15 protein-coding genes are annotated in these 16,975 nt (G+C 69.2%); 9 read left to right on the top strand and 6 right to left on the bottom strand.

The features are described from left to right. Window positions 1–15 precede the first annotated feature (15 nt). Window positions 16–1,371: a phosphatidylserine/phosphatidylglycerophosphate/cardiolipin synthase family protein gene (locus tag ACFY12_RS03440; protein ID WP_390714002.1), complete on the bottom strand. Its 1,356-nt coding sequence runs from the start codon at window positions 1,369–1,371 to the stop codon at window positions 16–18. A 165-nt stretch (window positions 1,372–1,536) separates the two neighbouring features. On the opposite strand from ACFY12_RS03440, the gene ACFY12_RS03435 reads away from it, so the two are divergent. Continuing rightward, complete coding sequence (locus tag ACFY12_RS03435; RefSeq protein ID WP_390714001.1) at window positions 1,537–2,430, top strand: YwqG family protein; 894 nt, start codon at window positions 1,537–1,539, stop codon at window positions 2,428–2,430. 160 nt (window positions 2,431–2,590) lie between these two features. Next, the gene (locus tag ACFY12_RS03430; protein WP_390714000.1) at window positions 2,591–3,151 is read left to right on the top strand and encodes a DinB family protein; all 561 of its coding nucleotides are present in this window, start codon (window positions 2,591–2,593) and stop codon (window positions 3,149–3,151) included. A 44-nt stretch (window positions 3,152–3,195) separates the two neighbouring features. Here ACFY12_RS03430 and ACFY12_RS03425 read toward each other — a convergent pair whose 3' ends face one another. From ACFY12_RS03425 to ACFY12_RS03410, 4 genes are all read right to left on the bottom strand, one after another. Then, window positions 3,196–3,843 (bottom strand): GNAT family N-acetyltransferase, encoded by a 648-nt coding sequence (locus tag ACFY12_RS03425; protein WP_390713999.1) that lies wholly within the window; start codon window positions 3,841–3,843, stop codon window positions 3,196–3,198. Between the two features lie 64 nt (window positions 3,844–3,907). Beyond that, window positions 3,908–4,558: a hypothetical protein gene (locus ACFY12_RS03420; RefSeq protein ID WP_390713998.1), complete on the bottom strand. Its 651-nt coding sequence runs from the start codon at window positions 4,556–4,558 to the stop codon at window positions 3,908–3,910. A gap of 429 nt (window positions 4,559–4,987) precedes the next feature. Beyond that, a complete protein-coding gene (locus tag ACFY12_RS03415; protein WP_390714365.1) occupies window positions 4,988–6,109 on the bottom strand; it encodes an RNA-guided endonuclease InsQ/TnpB family protein in 1,122 nt (373 codons plus the stop codon). A gap of 255 nt (window positions 6,110–6,364) precedes the next feature. Then, entirely contained in the window at window positions 6,365–7,729 is a 1,365-nt protein-coding gene (locus tag ACFY12_RS03410) for a M14 family metallopeptidase (RefSeq protein WP_390713997.1), read from the bottom strand. 281 nt (window positions 7,730–8,010) lie between these two features. Between ACFY12_RS03410 and ACFY12_RS03405 the strand changes: the two genes are divergently transcribed. Then, the gene (locus ACFY12_RS03405) at window positions 8,011–8,943 is read left to right on the top strand and encodes a trypsin-like peptidase domain-containing protein (RefSeq protein WP_390713996.1); all 933 of its coding nucleotides are present in this window, start codon (window positions 8,011–8,013) and stop codon (window positions 8,941–8,943) included. A 113-nt stretch (window positions 8,944–9,056) separates the two neighbouring features. Here the strand turns inward: ACFY12_RS03405 and ACFY12_RS03400 are convergent, their stop codons facing one another. Next, window positions 9,057–10,154: a chitinase gene (locus ACFY12_RS03400; protein WP_390713995.1), complete on the bottom strand. Its 1,098-nt coding sequence runs from the start codon at window positions 10,152–10,154 to the stop codon at window positions 9,057–9,059. Window positions 10,155–10,523: 369 nt separating this feature from the next. Between ACFY12_RS03400 and ACFY12_RS03395 the strand changes: the two genes are divergently transcribed. From ACFY12_RS03395 to ACFY12_RS03370, 6 genes are all read left to right on the top strand, one after another. Continuing rightward, window positions 10,524–12,248: a hypothetical protein gene (locus ACFY12_RS03395; protein WP_390713994.1), complete on the top strand. Its 1,725-nt coding sequence runs from the start codon at window positions 10,524–10,526 to the stop codon at window positions 12,246–12,248. A 140-nt stretch (window positions 12,249–12,388) separates the two neighbouring features. Further along, window positions 12,389–13,126 carry a Flp pilus assembly protein CpaB gene (gene cpaB, locus ACFY12_RS03390; RefSeq protein WP_390713993.1) on the top strand — a complete coding sequence of 246 codons (738 nt, stop codon included), beginning with the start codon at window positions 12,389–12,391 and terminating at the stop codon, window positions 13,124–13,126. Window positions 13,127–13,204: 78 nt separating this feature from the next. After that, the gene (locus ACFY12_RS03385; RefSeq protein WP_390713992.1) at window positions 13,205–14,755 is read left to right on the top strand and encodes a CpaE family protein; all 1,551 of its coding nucleotides are present in this window, start codon (window positions 13,205–13,207) and stop codon (window positions 14,753–14,755) included. Window positions 14,756–14,758: 3 nt separating this feature from the next. Further along, window positions 14,759–15,142, top strand: coding sequence for a TadE/TadG family type IV pilus assembly protein (locus tag ACFY12_RS03380; protein WP_390713991.1), 384 nt, complete (start codon window positions 14,759–14,761; stop codon window positions 15,140–15,142). Next, window positions 15,139–15,597 carry a TadE/TadG family type IV pilus assembly protein gene (locus tag ACFY12_RS03375; protein WP_390713990.1) on the top strand — a complete coding sequence of 153 codons (459 nt, stop codon included), beginning with the start codon at window positions 15,139–15,141 and terminating at the stop codon, window positions 15,595–15,597. The genes ACFY12_RS03380 and ACFY12_RS03375 overlap by 4 nt, the downstream gene beginning before the upstream one ends. Then, window positions 15,594–16,934 (top strand): CpaF family protein, encoded by a 1,341-nt coding sequence (locus tag ACFY12_RS03370; RefSeq protein ID WP_390713989.1) that lies wholly within the window; start codon window positions 15,594–15,596, stop codon window positions 16,932–16,934. Before ACFY12_RS03375 ends, ACFY12_RS03370 begins: the two co-directional genes overlap by 4 nt. Window positions 16,935–16,975: the final 41 nt, after the last annotated feature.

The following is a 16,975-nucleotide window of genomic DNA, read 5'->3' as shown; positions in this document are numbered from 1 at the left end:
GTGGCTCTGGACCTGCTACGCCTTCGGCGGCTCGCAGGCGATGGCGTCGCCATTGGCGGGCTGATGGGTCGTCGCGGCGTGGGTCAGCGCGAAGTTACGGGCGTACGCGCCGAAGACGGCGGAGTCCTCCAACTGAAGCACGGTCTCATCGCTCTGCCGTAGGGAGTTCCCGGTCCAGTTGTGGCTGCCCGTCCAGACGATCCTGCGGTCGGGCCGGTTGTAGTAATTGCCCTCGATGAGCAGGTACTTGTCGTGTATCCAGGTGGATGCCGTCGGCTTGCAGTAGTAGCCGACCCGGACGCCGCCATAGCGCCCGGAGGCCGGGCGGAGCAGATTCTCCAGCGACTCCCTCTCCAACTTGCTGCTCGGATCGTAGGTCTGCGCGACCTCCACCTCGCAGCCCTGCGCGTCCAACTGCGCGAGCTGCTGTGCGAGGTAGGGGCGACTGATCGCCGTCATGCTGACGCGGATGCGGGTGCGGTGGTCACGGGGGGTGCCGACGGAGGAGTTTCCGGTGCAGCGGACGTTGCTCAGGATCGTGGCGACGGTGTCCTGGGACGGGTCGCGGTAAGGGTTGGCGCCAGGCTGTTCGGCGCGCGGGTAGAAGTGGATCTTGGCCTGGCCGGAGCCGACGGGCCGACGGCCGGTGGTGTAGTAGTCGCTGTTGGCCTCGCGCGCTGCCAGATCGTCGAAGTAGGCGTCGTACGCACGGTAGATACCGTCATTCCCGGTGAGGACAAGGGCGTTGTTCCAGCCCTTGGTGCCGTCCCGGCCGTCGTTGAGGTTGGACGAGGACTGCAGGACCACATTGCGGGTGCCCCGGGTCTCCGAGAAGAGCAGGAACTTGTTGTGGTTGATGGCGTGGACACCGCCCATCTCACGGGTGCCGATGCAGCCGCGGCCCTTACCGCAGTTCATGACCCATGAGGCGGCCGAGGTGTCGGTCCCGAGTTCGCTGACGAGCCTGCCGTACGGGGCCGAGCCCACGGCCTTGTCGTCGAAGACGGCCTGGACGCGCACGCCGCGCTGATGGGCCGCGGCCAGCGCGTCGACAACGGGGGCGTGTGATGCGTAGAACATGGCCATCCGTATGCGGGAGCCCGCGGGGGCCCCGGATATCAGCTCAACCTGCCGGTTCACGATGGCAAGCTGCTCGGCCCGGCTGCCGTTCGGATTGTTGAACACCGCCTCGGTGGTCACACCTGCGGACGCGGCGGCCGGGGCGGTTGCCTGGGCGGCAGCCTGGTCGCCGGTCTGATCGGTGGCCTGATCGGTGGCCTGGGCAGCGATCCCGGCAGTCAGCGTGGTCAGGGCGGTGGTGGCGGTCAGCGCCAACGCCACGGCGATGCGGGACACCAGCCTCTTACGCATACGTTCCTCTCCTGTCTGGGCCGATCCGGACAGATCAGCCCAGACAGGATGCCGGACGCAGAACGGAGCCCTCACGCCGGGGCAGCCGCTCAGGCCCTCAGGATCTCAGGCCCTCGGCACTGCACGGACGGCCCATTGTCAGTGGTCCCGTGCATCATCGTTCTCATGACATCGAGCACCACCGACACCCTGCACAATCTCGCCCGCGAGCACCTGCCGCACGACATCGCCGAGCGATGGATCGGCCTGCTCCGCCCCGCCCTACGCCTGGAGAAGGCCCCGGATACGGGCACGGGTGCGGATACAGGTATGGATACGTCCGCGCCGTCCGCCGATCCGGTCATCGGCCGGCTCGGAGGCCTGCCGAAGCTGCCGGAGGACGAGCAGTGGCCGATCTGGGAGGGCCACGGCCCGCTCTCCTTCATCGCCTCACTCGACTGTGCCCAGCTCCCTCCCTCCACCCTCGACATCGACCTCCCGGCAGACGGCACGCTGGCCTTCTTCTACTTCGACGGGCAGTTCGATGACTTCTCCGCGGTGGTCTTGCCCGACGAACCCGACACCTGGGCGGGAGCACGCGTGCTGTATATACCGGCGGGCGTCCCCGTCACCGAGCGGACGGCACCGGAGGGACTTGAGCCGTACCCCGAAGTGCCACTGACCGCGCGCGCCGAGACGACAGCACCGTATGCCTGGCACCCGGTGGTCTACCGGGAGTTCGCACCGATGCCCGACGACCACCCGCTCTGGGACGGGGACTTCCGGGAAGCCTTGTGGGACCACTCCGAGGGCACTCGTCACCGTGTCGGCGGCCATGCGACCCCCGTGCAGGACGAGGTGGAGTCCGAGGTCGCCCGCGGCATCCTGGGCAGCCCGCCGTGGGGCGACCCACGTATCAAGGAGGAAGCCCTCCGCTGGGTGCTGCTCGCTCAGTTCGATACGGACGACGACGCCGACATGATGTGGGGTGACTGCGGAACTCTTTACTGGCTGATACGCCCCGAAGACCTGGCCAACCGCCGCTTCGACCGGGCGATGTTCACCTTCCAGTGCGGCTAGACAGCCAGGGCCTGTTCTGAGAAGCCATCCGCTTTCCGAACGTGATCGTTTGTATCAACACGCTTCTCATCCTGTTGGTAGGGATCTAGGTCAGAATCTGACCTAGAGGCTATCTACGTTGGTCCCGACCCACGGAACAGGACCAAGAAAGGCGGAGATCATGACCTCCACCGAGTCCATCACCACCAGCAATGCAGCCCACACGCCGGCAGCCGCCGGCGAGCGCGCAGACTTGTTGGCGATGCTGGCCAAGCACCGGCACCTCCTGCGCTTCACCACCCGCGACCTCACCGATGACCAGGCGACGCTGCGCACCACCGTCAGTGAGCTGTGCTTGGGCGGCCTGATCAAGCACGTCGCCGCGGCCGAACGCAACTGGGTCGACTTCATCCTGGACGGCCCGGCCGCGATGGGTGACTTCACCGCCATGACCGAGGCCGACTGGGCTCAACGGGCTGACGAGTTCCGCATGCTGCCCGGTGACACGTTGGCGGGTGTGCTGGACCACTACGCCGAGGTGGCACGCCGGACCGACGAACTGGTCGCCACCCTGCCCGACCTGGACGCCACCCAGCCGCTGCCCAAGGCGCCGTGGTTCGAGCCCGGCGAGGGGTGGTCGGCCCGCCGGGTGCTGATGCACATCATCTCCGAGACCGCCCAGCACGCCGGCCACGCCGACATCATCCGCGAATGCCTGGACGGCGCCAAGAGCATGGGCTGACCAGCGGGGCGGTCTGGCTGTCCGGGACCGGCACCGGGCTATGTTCAACCGACCGAGGGGGCCAAGGGCCGGTAGACGTACTCCGCCAGCGTGGAGTGTTTCTTCCAGCCCAGCGTCTCGTACAGTGCACGTCCGGCGTCGGTCGCGCCGAGAACGCCGAGGACCGCGCCCTGGTCCAAGGCGTGGTCGGTGAGCGTACGCATCACGAAGTTGCCCAGTCCGCGCCGCCGATGGGCCTCCTCGGTCACCACCCGGTCCACCACCGCGGCCTCCCCGAGGAGTGCCATCTGCCCCTGAGCCGCCTGCTCGCCCGTCGCGTCCCACACCCGGGCGTGGACGACGGCGCCGGAGGCCTCCACAGTCGCGGTGTACCCCTCAGGTGCGACCGGGCCGGAGGCCACCAGGTCGACGGCCATCAGATGCCCGGTCTCCTCCCTCACCCAGCCCTGCGGTAGCCAGGGCTCGATCTCCTCCGGCTCCGCGGGCATCTTCATCCAGGTCCGCGGCACGTTCACCGAGGCAGCGGCGCTGCGGACCAACTGCTCGTCAGCTTCCGGCAGGACATGGCGTCCCCTTTCGTCGGGGCTGTCGGTCACCTCGACGTAGAGACCCCAGGGCATGTCGACCGGCGGGGGAGTCCGCCGTGATACAGCCCAGCCCGCCACCCAGGTCCTGACTATGTCCGCAACCATCAAGCCCTCCCGAAACAGCGGCCGCATCACCAGCCGGGTAATAGACATCGCCAAGGAGGGAACATTACATCCCCCTGCGGTCCACGGCATCTGTTTCGGACGCGACCTTCGCACCGCACCCCAGGAACGAGTGGTGAAGCGTGTACCGCTTGTACTGCTGGTGGCCGGTGCCCGAAGTGCCGGAAGCGGTGGTCACCGCCGCCTCGTGTGAGGCGGCATCGGTCCACTCCGTGACGACGATGGCTCGCTCTCCGTCCGTCGTCAGGTGGATGTGTCCGGCGAGCAAGCCCGGCGTCGGCCTGACCGCACCCTCCGCTTCGTCGGTCGCCATCGTCGTCACCACGAAGACGCCGGGGCGGCGGTCCGCGTCATGAACCACGCTGCGATGGAGGCGGGTTCGGTTGAGCCCGGGGCGCTCGATACCGGGCACGATCGCGTCGATGCGGCTGACCCTCGCGTTGCGGTGGGCACGGGCCCACACCAGGTGATCCTCGTCGCTTGTCCACTGGGCGTAGAAGAGGAGGCTGGTCCCGTCCGTGGACAGGAACAGGTGCTGGGCGAGGAGCGCGGAGGGCGTCTCGGCGGCCTCCAGCTCTCCGATCATGGCGTCGGCGGCGGCGCGCGAAAGCTCGGAAGCGCCGGTACGCCACTCACTGATCAAAGCCGTTCCGGCCTCGGGCTGAACGAGTTCCATGAAGTGCGTCAAGTGCGTCAAGTGCGTCATGGTGAGCAACCCTCGTACCTCAACCGCACCTGAGGTCAAACCGCATTCTCGTACGCCCGTGCCCCTTCGCGCGGCAGTACGGCCCACATTCGCGTCCCCTCGTCGGACGTGGACGACTCCCCGAATCCCCACGTGCCGTCACAGGCGTGCATCACGCAGGCCAGAAGCAGGAGCGCGGACCGCCGCCTGCCGTCGCAGGCCGCTGCGAGGGCGCGTACGTAACCGATTCCCGTGAGGCTCTTCGTGCGCTCATCCTTGAGATCAAGGCGGGCAAGGCCGATCACCTGCTTTGAAGTCTCCTCCACCTGGAGGTGGAGAATTCTCGCCTGCCCGCCGTCGTTGTGTGGCGGGCTTCGAGCGGTTCCTGCTTCATCGCCCACTGCCCGGCTTGCCGGGTCTTACACGGGCTCCGCAGGCGCTTTACGTGTCGGCTCTTCCCTCCGCCACGATGCGCCGCCCCTCACGGCGCAGGTTGATCTCCGCGTTGCCGTCCCTGTCATGGACAGCCCCGCAGTTGCATTCCCAGGTGCGTATACGCAGCTGCTCGCGGCCCTTCGGCCCGGTGAGCGCCCCGCAGTGGGAGCACAGCTGGGTGGAGGGGAAGAACCGGTCCACCTTCACAAACGTCCGCCCGTATCTCGCGCACTTCGCTTCGAGGGTGCGCAGGAACATACCGAGCGACTGGTCGTGCAGGCTCTTGCCGAAGGTCTTGGCGATGCCCTTCGCGTTCAGGTCCTCCACGTACACGGCTTGGCTCTCACGCGTGATAGTGGTGGTGTGCTGCTCGATGAAGTCGCGCCGCTGATCGGCAACTCGGGCATGGATCTTCGCGACAGCCAGCTTCGCTTTGCGGCGGTTGGCTGAGCCCTTCTGGCAGCGGGACAGCTTGCGCTGAGCCCGGCGGAGCTTACGCTCCTGCCGCCGGAAGAACTTCGGGGAGGTGATCTTCCGGCTCCGCAGTACGGCGTAGTGGGACAAACCCAGGTCGATACCGGTTCCGGTGGCCTCCTCGTCCAGCTCCGGCAGGGGCTTGTCCTCCGCCTCCACAACGAAGCTCACGAAGTACCTGTCGGCCGGGTCCTTGATGACCGTCACCGACGACGGAGCCGACGGCAGCTCACGGGACCAGCGCACCTCAAGATCACCGATCTTCGGAAGCCGCAGCAGCCCGTCCGACAAGACCCTGAACCCGGCGTTGCTGGTGAACCGCACCGTCTGGCGGCCGGTTTTCCTCTTGAACCGGGGCGGGCCCATTCTGGCGCCCTTGCGGGTGCCCTTGACCGAGGCGAAGAAGTTCGAGAACGCGGCCTCCAGGTCCCGCAGCGACTGCTGCAGCACCACCGCCGACACCTCGCCGAGCCAGGCACGCTCAGCCGTCTTCTTCGCCTCGGTTATGACCCGCTTGGACAGCTCGGCCGCCGTGGGGCGGGGCAGGCCCTGCCGGTAAGCGTCCTGCCGGATACGCAACGCGTCGTTGAACACGACGCGGGCGCACCCAAACACCCGAGCCAAAGCCTGACGCTGAGGAACGCTCGGGTACACACGGAACTGGTACCTGAGCTTCACATCCCAATCCTATCGAACCAGCATGCCAAATAGGGCAGTTGGCTAACTTTCGTGAAACCCCCCGGAGGGATGCTGTGGCGTTCCGCGCTGCAGGGCCAAGGACGCCCTTCATCTCCGGTGTAAATGCCGGAGCGCTGGGCGAGATCAGAGGTAGAGGCCTGCGGGGAAGGGGAGGGCGCCCGGCCCGGACAGGGGTCTGGGGCGGGCGCCCTTCGGTTCGCCGTCAGTCGATCAATGGGCCTTGCAGTACTGCTGTTCCTTGCCGATGGCGCGGTAGGGGCAGTCGGAGGTTTCCAGGAGGTGGAGTACGGCCTCGCGGTTGCGGGAGGTTTCCTTCGGGATCACCGAGTCACGGGGGTAGAAGCCGCCCGAGCCGGCCGATGACGGGTACATCTCGAAGGTGTAGGCGAAGACCTTCTGGTCGCCCCACAGCCAGTCGTCGATCGAGCCGTCGGTGACGTAGAGGTCGCTGGACTGCTCGGGGGTGTAGCCGTTGCTCTCAGCCATCTTCTTGCCGATGGCGGCGTGGGTGTCGTAGTCGTCCTGGGTCATGCCGGGACCGGTGTCGTCGTTGGTGTAGCCGTAGGGCCACAGGACGAGTTCGCTGTAGGTGTGGAAGTCGATGGCGGTCTTGATCTGCTGCTTACCGCCCACGTTGCGGCTGCGGACGAAGTCCGCGACCACCTTGACCTCGGGGGCGGAGGCGGCGGAGGCGCCGCGGTAGGTCTCGTCGCCGGGGTCGTCGGAGGAGCCGCCGCAGCAGCCCCACTTGAAGTCCCAGTTGCGGTTGAGGTCCGTACCGACCTCGCCGGAGCCCTCGTTGGGCTGGCGGTTCTTGCGCCACATGGCGAAGTCGCCGGAGGCGATGTCGTACTCGCCGCCGTCCGGGTTGACGTTCGGGACGATCCAGATCTCGCGGGAGTCGAGCATCTTGGTGATGCGGTCGTCGGAGCCGTACTTGGAGGTGAACTCGTTGAGGAGGTAGAGGGCCATCTCGACGGTGAGGTGTTCCCGGGCGTGCTGGTGGGCGGTGAAGAGCACCTCGGGTTCGTTCTCGTCCTTGGCGACGTTCTTGCTGAGTTTGAGGGCGAGGATCTTGCGCCCCTCGTGGGAGGTCCCGATGACCTGCTTGGAGAGGATCTCCGGGTACTTGGCGACGAGGGTGTCGATCTCCTTCGTCTCCTCGTCGTAGGTGTGGTAGCCGGTGTAGCCGGAGGGGAAGTCCTTGACCTTGCTGCCCGGTGTCTTCGGCTCGGGGACCGGGGGATCGGCCAGTTTGCGGAGGGTGTAGCCGAGTTTGCGTGCGGCTGCGGCCTGGGCGCGGTTGGCGGTGATGACGACGGACCCGGAGTGGACCTCGTCGATGCTGGCGCCGGTGGCGGTGAGGGCGGTGCGGGCCGTGGGAGTGGCGAGGCCGGTGACCTCGTACTGGTGAGGCCGCTCGACGTCCGTGGTGACGCCGGTGGCGCGCCCGGTGGGGGAGTCGGACGGGGCGCCGAACGCCTGGGCGGCGGTGAGGGGCGCGGCGAGCGCGAGGGAGAGGAGCGCGGCGAGGACGGTGGTGCGTCCGCCGCGGACACGGATTCGTGGTCGCATGCGATCTCCTGTGGGGGTGTGTGGGGGTGTGGGGGTGTGAGTGAGTCGAAGCGACACCGTCAGTTTTTGGGCGTTGGCATGATCGGGTCAAGATGTGGAATGGTCAGATGTGGCGCCGGCTGCGGGGCGGTGCGATGACTCGATGGTTGCGGGGGAATCCGGCAATTTGCCACCGATTTGGGGAAATTGATTGCCCCGTGGGGGCGTGGAGTTGACAATGCCACGACAAAACTGAGGGTTGTGAGCGGCCCTCGGTACAGACGCGGAGAGGATCCCCCCACATGAAAAGACCTCTCGTCGGCACCCTCGTCACGGCCGTACTGGGAGCCGCGACCCTGGTGGGCACCGTCGGAACAGCCCAGGCGGCGGACGCCACGTCCAGGGCAATGGGCGTCAAGTCCACGGCCGTAGGTGCGACTTCCAAGGCCGTAGGCGGGAAGTCCAAGGCGGTAGGCGTGACGTCCCAGGCCGTGGACTTCGCCGGCACCGTGGCGCTGGACAACTGCTCCGGTTCCGTCGTCCGGATGCCCACCTCGCAGGAGAACGACCCGGCCCTGGTGATGTCCAACGGCCACTGTCTGGAAAGCGGTATGCCCGGCGCCGGCGAGGTCATCGTCGACCAGCCGTCCAGCCGCAGTTTCACCCTGCTCGACAAATCGGCAGGCGAGTTGGGCACGATCCGGGCCACCAAGATCGCCTACGCCACGATGACCGACACCGACGTCTCGCTCTACGAGACCGGTTCGACGTACGCCGAGATCGAGAAGCAGTACGGGATCAAGCCGCTGGAGCTGGCCGCCGACCACCCTGCCCAGGGTGCGTCGATCAGCGTGGTCTCCGGCTTCTGGAAGAAGATCTACTCCTGCAAGATCGACGGGTTCGTCCCCACCCTCAAGGAGGGGGACTGGACCTGGAAGGACTCGGTCCGTTACACGCCGGAGTGCAAGACGATAGGCGGGACGTCCGGGTCGCCGGTGATCGACACCGCCAGCGGCAAGGTCGCGGCGATCAACAACACGGGTAATGAGAGCGGTGAGCGGTGCACCGAGAACAACCCGTGCGAGGTCGACGAGAACGGCAACGTCACGGTGCACAAGGGCATCAACTACGCGCAGCAGACGTACGGGATCCCGAAGTGCTTCGGGGCCGGCAACAAGCTGGATCTGAGCGCGGAGGGGTGTGCGCTGCCGAAGCCGGCGGCGAGCCGTAGGTGACCGAAATCTGAACGGACGCCAGGTCCCGGGCACGGGGTGTGCGCGGGACCTGGCGGATCCTTCCTTTCGGCGGGGTGGCGTGATGGGGTCGTGGGGGTCGTGATGGGGTGGTGCTACGGGAGGGCGTGGACGTGGGCGCCGACCTGGCCGGCGAACTCATTGCCGCTGGACGCGTCCCAGTTGGTGGACCAGGCCATCGCCCCGCGCAGTCCCGGGTAGGTCTTGGAGGGCTTGAAGGAACCGCAGTTGTTGCCCTGGGTGAGGCAGTCCAGGGCCGCGTTGACGACCGACGGGGCGACGTAGCCGCTGCCGGCCGCGCGGGAGGATGCCGGTACGCCGATGCCGACCTGGGACGGGTCGAGTCCGCCCTCCAGCTGGATGCAGGCCAGTCCGGTGAGGAAGTCCACCGAGCCCTGGGAGTAGACCTTGCCGTCGCAGCCGTTCATGGAACCGCTGTTGTAGTACTGCATATTGACGACCGTCAGGAAGTCCTTGATGGCCAGGGCCGTCTTGAAGTACTCGTTCTGCGGCGACTGCATATCGACGGTCTGCGGGGCCATGGTCACCACGACATCGCTGTGCGCGGCGTGTACGGCCTTGAGCGCCTGCGTCATATACGTCGAGTTGAGGCCGTTTTCGAGGTCGATATCGACGCCGTTGAAGCCGTACTCGTCCATCAGCTTGTTGATCGAGTCGGCGAAGTTCTTGGCGGAGGCGTCGTCATTGACGGACACCGTGCCCTTCTCGCCGCCGACGGAGATGATGACCGATTTCCCGGCCGCCTGCTTGGTCTTGATGTCCGCCTTGAAGTCGTCGGCGGAGGCGTACCCGACGGCCGGGTCGAGGTTGAAGGTGACCGCGCCCGGTTGGCCGGTCGTATCGGCGAAGGCGACCGCGATGATGTCGTAGGCGTCGTCGACGTCCTTCAGCTTCTGCACCGTGGCACCGTTGTTGAAGTTCTGCCAGTAGCCGGTGAGGGCGTGCGCGGGGACCGCCGAGGTGTGGGGCGATGGGGCGGGGGTGGTTCCGGCCGAGGCTGCCGGACCGGCCGGTTTGGCCGGGCCTTCCGGATGTTCCTGGGATGCGTTGGCGGCGCCCGTGGTGAGGACGGCGGCGGCCGTCAGTACCGCGGTGGCGAGTCCGGCGAGCAGCGTTCCGGTGGTGGCTTTCCTTGACCGTGCGCGAGCCGCGAATGATCGAGCGCGAACCACTACTGCCTCCGTGTGTGGGGGAATTGTGGGGGGGGGGATGCGCGTTCAGGGGCCCCTGCGCGCGCCCCCAACGTGGTCCAGACCATTGATCCTGTCAAGGGCTTTGTCGGAGGCAGCGGTTCCCGTCCGCGTCACCTGAGCGGTATACGCCGTTCCCCTGCGCGGGGATGGCGAGGGGAGGTGCGCGCCGATTGCGAGGGGAAGCCGACGGCCTCCCTGTGCGGGATGCTGACGACGAGTAGCCCGGAACGTGTTCTCTGGGGCGTATCTCTGTGGATAAAGTGCTGAGCGTATGGCGCCGATGGCGCAGAGCTGTGCCGATCCGCGGTCCCGGGAACTCCCGGCGGCCGGAGGAAGTGGGGGAGCGACGTGCCGACCGCGATTGCAGTCACCAGCCCTGACCTCGCGCTGCCTTCGGTCGACCGGCACACCCCCGCCGCGGTCGTCCTCCAGGCCCCGCACCATCAGCCGCTGGACGAGGCTCTGGTGGAGCTCGGTGCGGTGCTGGAGCACCACGGCCATCTCGTCGTGCTGTACTCCTCCGCCTGCCCGCCCGAGCACGTCCGACGGCTGCACACCCTGCGCACCCTCCTGGAGAGCGACCGGATCGCGATTCTGCCGATGCCGCTGCCGCCGCTGGGCGTCGCCGTGCTCGGCCAGCAGCTGCGGCAGCTGTCGCTGAGCGACTTCAGCCCCGGGGTACTGGCCAGCGCGGCGCGGCTGCTGGCCCATTACGTCCACGCGGGCGCGCTGCTCGGCAGCGTCGGTGGCCTGGACCGGATCGAAGTCGATCTGCGCTCCCATCTGAAGTCCTGGCTGCCCGGCACCCACTTCGCGGTGCTGGCCAACCCCGAACCGCAGTTGGTGCATCTGGACCGGCACGGCACCCGGACCGGTCTGCGGGCGCCCGGCTTTGCCACCCGGCTGGCTATCGCCCGGGGCCAGCTCACCGCGGAGTGGGTGACCGAGGCGCTCGCTCCGGCCTGGCGGGTGCAGGGGGCGTACGAGGCCCGGCTGCCCGCCGAGTCCGCGCGGTGGTGGGGGACCCGGAAGCTGGTGGAATTCGCCGCGGCCATCCCCGATCCGTCGGTACTGCACCAGTTGGTGGCGTCGGTACGACGTGAGGAGTGCGGCTGGTGCGGTCGGGAAGTCCTCGGCGATCACTGTGCGTTCTGCGCGGCGCCGGTGGCGCGCAACCGCGCGGCGCAGAGCGGTGGTTCGGCCGGGCGCGGCCCGGTGGCCATAGCGGGGACGCCGTCGGGGACCCCGTCGGGGTCGCTGCCGGGGTCGTCGCTGGGGCGGGGGACGGGGCCGGGGACGGAGGGCGCCGCGGGCCCGGGTCCGGGCCCGGGCACGTCCGAGTCGTCGGCCGCGCCGTGGGCCGAGCGCGGGCTGGCACCGGTGGCGCCGTCGGGCGTACCAGGGGGCCGGTCCGCCGCCGCGGGTGTGCCTGGGGTCTTAGGTGTGCAGGGCGTCGCGGGTGTGCCTGGTGTCATGGGTGTGCAGGGCGTCGCGGGTGTGCCTGGTGTCATGGGTGTGCAGGGCGTCGCCGGTGTGCCGGGGGTTGTAGGTGTGCAGGGTGTGGCGGGCGTATGCGGCAGTGGTTCCGTCGGCCGTGGCGGACCAGGGCAGTTGGACGTCCGCGGACCGGTCCTCCCGGCGGGCGCCGCCGGACCGATACTCCCGACGGGCGCGCCCGGACCGGTTGCTCCGGGGAAGCCAGGTGTCCCTGGGGAGCCGGGTGTTCCCGGGAGCCCGTACGGGCCGGGCGCGTACGAGGCCAGTACGTACGAGGCCAGTACGTGCGGGTCCGGCGCGTACGGGACCAGTGCAGACAGGTCGGGCACGCGGGGTACCGGTACGTACGGAACCGGCCATCCCGTTCCGGGCAACCCCTATGCGGCGGACACCCATCCTGGTCCCGGTCGCCGGGACCTCCCAGCCCACCGAGATCTGCCCGCCCACCGAGATCTGCCCGCCCACCGGGATCTGCCCGCCCACCGGGATCTGCCCGCCCACCCCGCCTTCACCGGTGAGCCGGACGCTCCCGGCGGTGGCCCGCGCACAGCTGCCCGCATGGCCCGTATGCGCTGAGCCGGACCACTTCAGCCGACCCCGGCCACCCCATCCACCATCCACATCCACCACCCGTCCACCACCCACATCCACCACCCATCCGCCCGCGTCTCCGTCCTACCCCGTCCTCCCCCCGTCCCGATCGAGGTCCCTCCCCCATGAACTCACGCCAGCGCCGCGGAGTGATCCTGCTGCTCCTGTCGGCCCTCTGTGCGGTCGGCGCGTTCGTCGGCGTGCTGTCGGTGATCGAGAACATCGAGTCCAAGGTCGGGCCGGAGCGGACCGCGTACCGTCTCAAGACGGATGTCGCGGCCTATAAAGCGCTGGATCCGGGGCAGTTCGAAAAGGTGACGATGCCGCAGCGCTGGCTGCCTCCCACCGCCGTGACCGATCTGGACAGGGTCAACGGCAAGATCGCGGTGACCCCGTTGAAGAAGGGGTCGCTGTTGCAGGACGACATGCTCGTCGACCGGCCGGCGCTGCAGGCCGGACAGCAGGAGATCGCCATCATGATCGACGCTGCCACCGGTGTCGCCGGCAAGATCAACCCGGGTGCCCGGGTGAACATCTACGCCACGTTCGAGGGCAAGCGTCCCGAGGACAAACCGGTCTCGAAGGTCATCGTCGCCGGCGCCCAGGTCATCGACGTCGGCAAGCTGACCCCCCTGGAGGCCAGGGATCCGGGTGACAGCACCGCGAGCGGCAGCACCGCCGGCGGCGGCCGGCGGGGCGGCGACGCGGTCCCGATCACCTTCGCGCTGAACACCCAGGACGCCCAACGGGTCGCCTACGCCGAGTCCTTCGCCTCCCACGTGCGGCTCGCTCTGCTCGCACCCGGCAGCGAGAACACCATCCCGCCCGGCGAGCGCACCTACACCCTCGACGGCGACAAGTGAAGACGGCGACAAGTGGATGCGACAAGCGAAGAGGCACGAAGAGGCACAGGTGACCATGGTGACCATGAGGAGGCACAGGTGACCATCCGGATCCTCCCGGCGATCGGCGACCCGGACGCCGCACGCGCGGTGGCCGCGCTGCTCGGCCAGCTCCCGGACACCGCCCCGGCGCCCACGGTCGCCGACTCCACCGCGCTGCTCAACGCGCTGGCCGGTGCCGCCGGTCAGGGGTCCGGGGGCGCCACCCAGGGGTCCGGCGCCGCCGCTCAGGGGTCCGGGGTCGCCGCCCAGGGCTGCTCCGAGGCGCTCCCCGAGGTCGTCCTGGTCCATGAGCGGATCGGGCCGACACCGGCGCTGGAACTGATCCGCGAGGTGGCGCTGCGCTTCCCCGCCGTGGGCGTGGTACTGATCACGGCCGATGCCGGGCCCGCACTGTTCTCCGCCGCGATGGACGCCGGCGCCCGTGGCGTCGCCGGACTGCCGCTCGCCTACGACGAGTTGGCCGCCCGGGTGCAGGCCGCCGCCCAGTGGTCGGCGGGCGTACGGGTCCACCTAGGGGGAACCCCTGACACGGCACTGCCCGGACCGAGCGGCACGCTGGTGACCGTGACCGGTGCCAAGGGCGGAGTCGGCACCACCGTCGCCGCCGTCCAGCTGGCGCTGGCCGCGCGCGCCGCCGGGCGGAGCGTCGCCCTGCTCGATCTGGACCTCCAGTCCGGCGATGTCGCCTCCTACCTGGACGTCCGGTTCCGTCGCTCGGTCGTCGACCTGGCCGGCATCCAGGACATCTCCGTACGGGTCCTCCAGGACGCGGTGCACGACCACCACACCGGCCTGGGGCTGCTGCTCGCACCGGAGGAGGGGGAGCGCGGCGAGGAGGTCGACGACCGGGCGGCCCGCCAGGTCATCGGGGCGCTGCGCTCCCGCTACGAGGTGGTGGTGGTCGACTGCGGATCCCAGATGCAGTCCGCGAATGCCGCGGCCGTCGAACTCGCCGATGTGGCACTGCTGGTGACCACCCCGGACGTGGTGTCCGTACGGGCCGCCAAGCGGCAGGTGCGGCTGTGGGACCGGCTGCAGATCCGCAAGGCGGAGGACACCACCACGGTCGTCAACCGGCTCACCCGGCATACCGAGATCCAGCCACCGCTGGTCGCCAAGGCCACCGGCACCCGGGTGGCCGGGACCCATGTTCCGGCCGCCTTCAAGGAGTTGCAGCCTTGCGTCGACGCGGGCCGGATGCAGGACCTGGACGACCGGTCGACGGTCAAGCAGGCGCTGTGGATGCTGGCCGGAGAACTCGGCCTGGTCGAGTCGCCGGTGGTGCGGCAGGGCGGCGGTGGCCGGGGCGGCCACCGGGCGCGTCCGTCACTGACCGGGCGCAGGCGCAAGGCGCTCACGGCGGGGGCGGCTCCCGGTTCCGGGACGGGTCCGGGTCCGGCATCGGGGCCGGCCTCCGGGTCCGGCTCAGGGCCTGGCGCAGGGCCTGGCGCAGGGCTTCGCTCAGGACCCGGCCCGGGGGCCGGTTCGGGGATCGTTGCGTACGGTCCAGCAGGTCCAGCAGGTCCAGCAGGTCCAGCAGGTCCAGCAGGTCCAGCAGGTCCAGCCGGTCCGTACCGGGAGGGCTGAGCGGTGCGGCGCCCACTGGGCGGCAGCGACCGGGGACAGGTGTCCGTGGAGTTCTTGGGGCTGCTCCCGCTGATCCTGCTGGTTCTCGTACTCCTCTGGCAGTGCGCGCTGGTCGGCTACACCTACTCGCTGGCCGCCCACTCCGCCGACCGCGGAGCGCGGGCCGCCACCGCCACGGAGGACGGCGGCGCGGGCGCCTGCCGCACCGCCGCCGAGGACCAGCTGCCGTCCGCCTGGCGCGGCAGCGCCTCGGCCTCCTGCGGGACGGTGGCCGGTCTGTGGCAGGCCAGGGTCCGGATCAAGGTGCCGGTGCTCTTCCCCGGCGCGGGCGACTTCCCCTGGACCGTCACCGGTTCGGCGGGCGCGGCGAAGGAGGCCCGAGGATGAGCCGCTTCCCTGCCCGGCTGCGCGGTCACGACCACGACCACGACCGCGGTCACGACCGGGACCACGACCGCGACCGCGACCGCGGCCAGGCATCCATCGAGTTCCTCGGCTTCCTCCCGATCCTGCTGCTCGTCGCCCTGGCCGTGATCCAGCTCGGCCTGGCCGCCTACGCCGTCCAGCAGGCCGGCACCGGAGCCCGCGCCGCGGCCCGTACCGCCTCGATGGACCGCGCCGACCGCGAAACCGACCCGCAGACCGCCGGCCGCGCCGCGATGACCGGCTGGGTCGCCGACCACGCCACGATCTCCGTCTCTGCCGGGGGCGGTGGCGACGCGGTCCGCGCCACGGCCCGCGTACGGATCCCCTCCCTCATCCCCGGCGTCGACTTCGGCTCGGCCAGCCGCAGCGCCACCATGTCCCAGGGCACACAAGCACCAGGAGCACCCCCGCGATGAGCCTCAAAGCCAGAATCGTCGCGCCCGAGACGGCCGGAGAGGCGCGCCACGACAACCATCTGGTGGCCGTCTACCGCGCCAAGCTGCTGGCGGAGATCGACCTCGCCGAGATGTCCTCGCTGGCCGCCGCCGAGCGCCGCTCGCGGCTGGAACGCGTACTGGGCCACATCATCAGCCGTGAGGGCCCGGTCCTGTCCACCGCCGAACGCGCCCAGCTCATCCGGCGGGTGGTCGACGAGGCGCTGGGCCTGGGCGTCCTCGAACCCCTCCTCGAAGACGCCTCGATCACCGAGATCATGGTCAACGGCCCGGATCAGGTGTACGTCGAGCGCGCAGGCCGGGTCGAGCTCGTCCCCGTCCGCTTCGCCTCGCACGAGCAGCTGATGCAGACCATCGAACGGATCGTCTCCACCGTCAACCGCCGTGTGGACGAGTCGAATCCGATGGTCGACGCCCGCCTCCCGTCCGGCGAGCGGGTCAACGTCATCATCCCGCCGCTCGCCCTGAACGGCGCCACCCTCACCATCCGCCGCTTCCCCCGCGCCTACACTCTCGCCGAGCTGATCGGTATGGGCACCCTCGACGAGCAGATGCTGATGCTGCTCGCGGGGCTGGTCCGGGCCAAGTTCAACATCGTCGTCTCCGGGGCGACCGGCGCGGGCAAGACCACCCTCCTCAACGCGCTCTCCGGCCTGATCCCGGACGGGGAACGGATCATCACCGTCGAGGACGCCGCCGAACTCCAGCTCCAGCAGTCCCATGTCATCCGGCTGGAGGCCCGGCCGCCCAATGTGGAGGGCAAGGGCCGGATCACGATTCGCGACCTCGTACGCAACTCCCTGCGCATGCGCCCCGACCGCATCATCGTCGGTGAGGTCCGTGGCGGTGAGACCCTCGACATGCTCCAGGCGATGTCCACCGGCCACGACGGTTCGCTCGCCACCGTGCACGCCAACAGCGCCGAGGACGCCCTGATGCGGCTGCAGACGCTGGCCTCCATGTCGGACGTCACCATCCCCTTCGAGGCGCTCCGGGACCAGATCAACAGCGCCGTCGACTGCCTCGTCCAGCTCACCCGGTACGCCGACGGCGCCCGCCGGATCAGCGAGATCGCCCTCCTCGACTCGCGCGGCCACGAGGACTACCGGCTCGCGACGGTCTGCCGCTTCGAGGCCGAACCGATGGGCGCCGACCGCGTCGTGCACGGCGCGTTCCGCTACTTCCCGCTGCCCCGCCGGATCGCCGAACGCCTCTTCATGGCGAGCGAACCCGCCCCGCCCGCCTTCGGGGTAGCGGCCACCGAAGACCAACTCGCCACCCGGAAGGCGGCCTCGTGACCAGTGGGAATGCCCTCGCCATGGCCGGCGGGAACGCCCTC

The sequence above is a fragment of the Streptomyces sp. NPDC001339 genome, from assembly GCF_042895955.1.
Taxonomy (GTDB): Bacteria; Actinomycetota; Actinomycetes; order Streptomycetales; family Streptomycetaceae; genus Streptomyces.
This window is presented reverse-complemented; position numbering and strand designations above follow the sequence as displayed.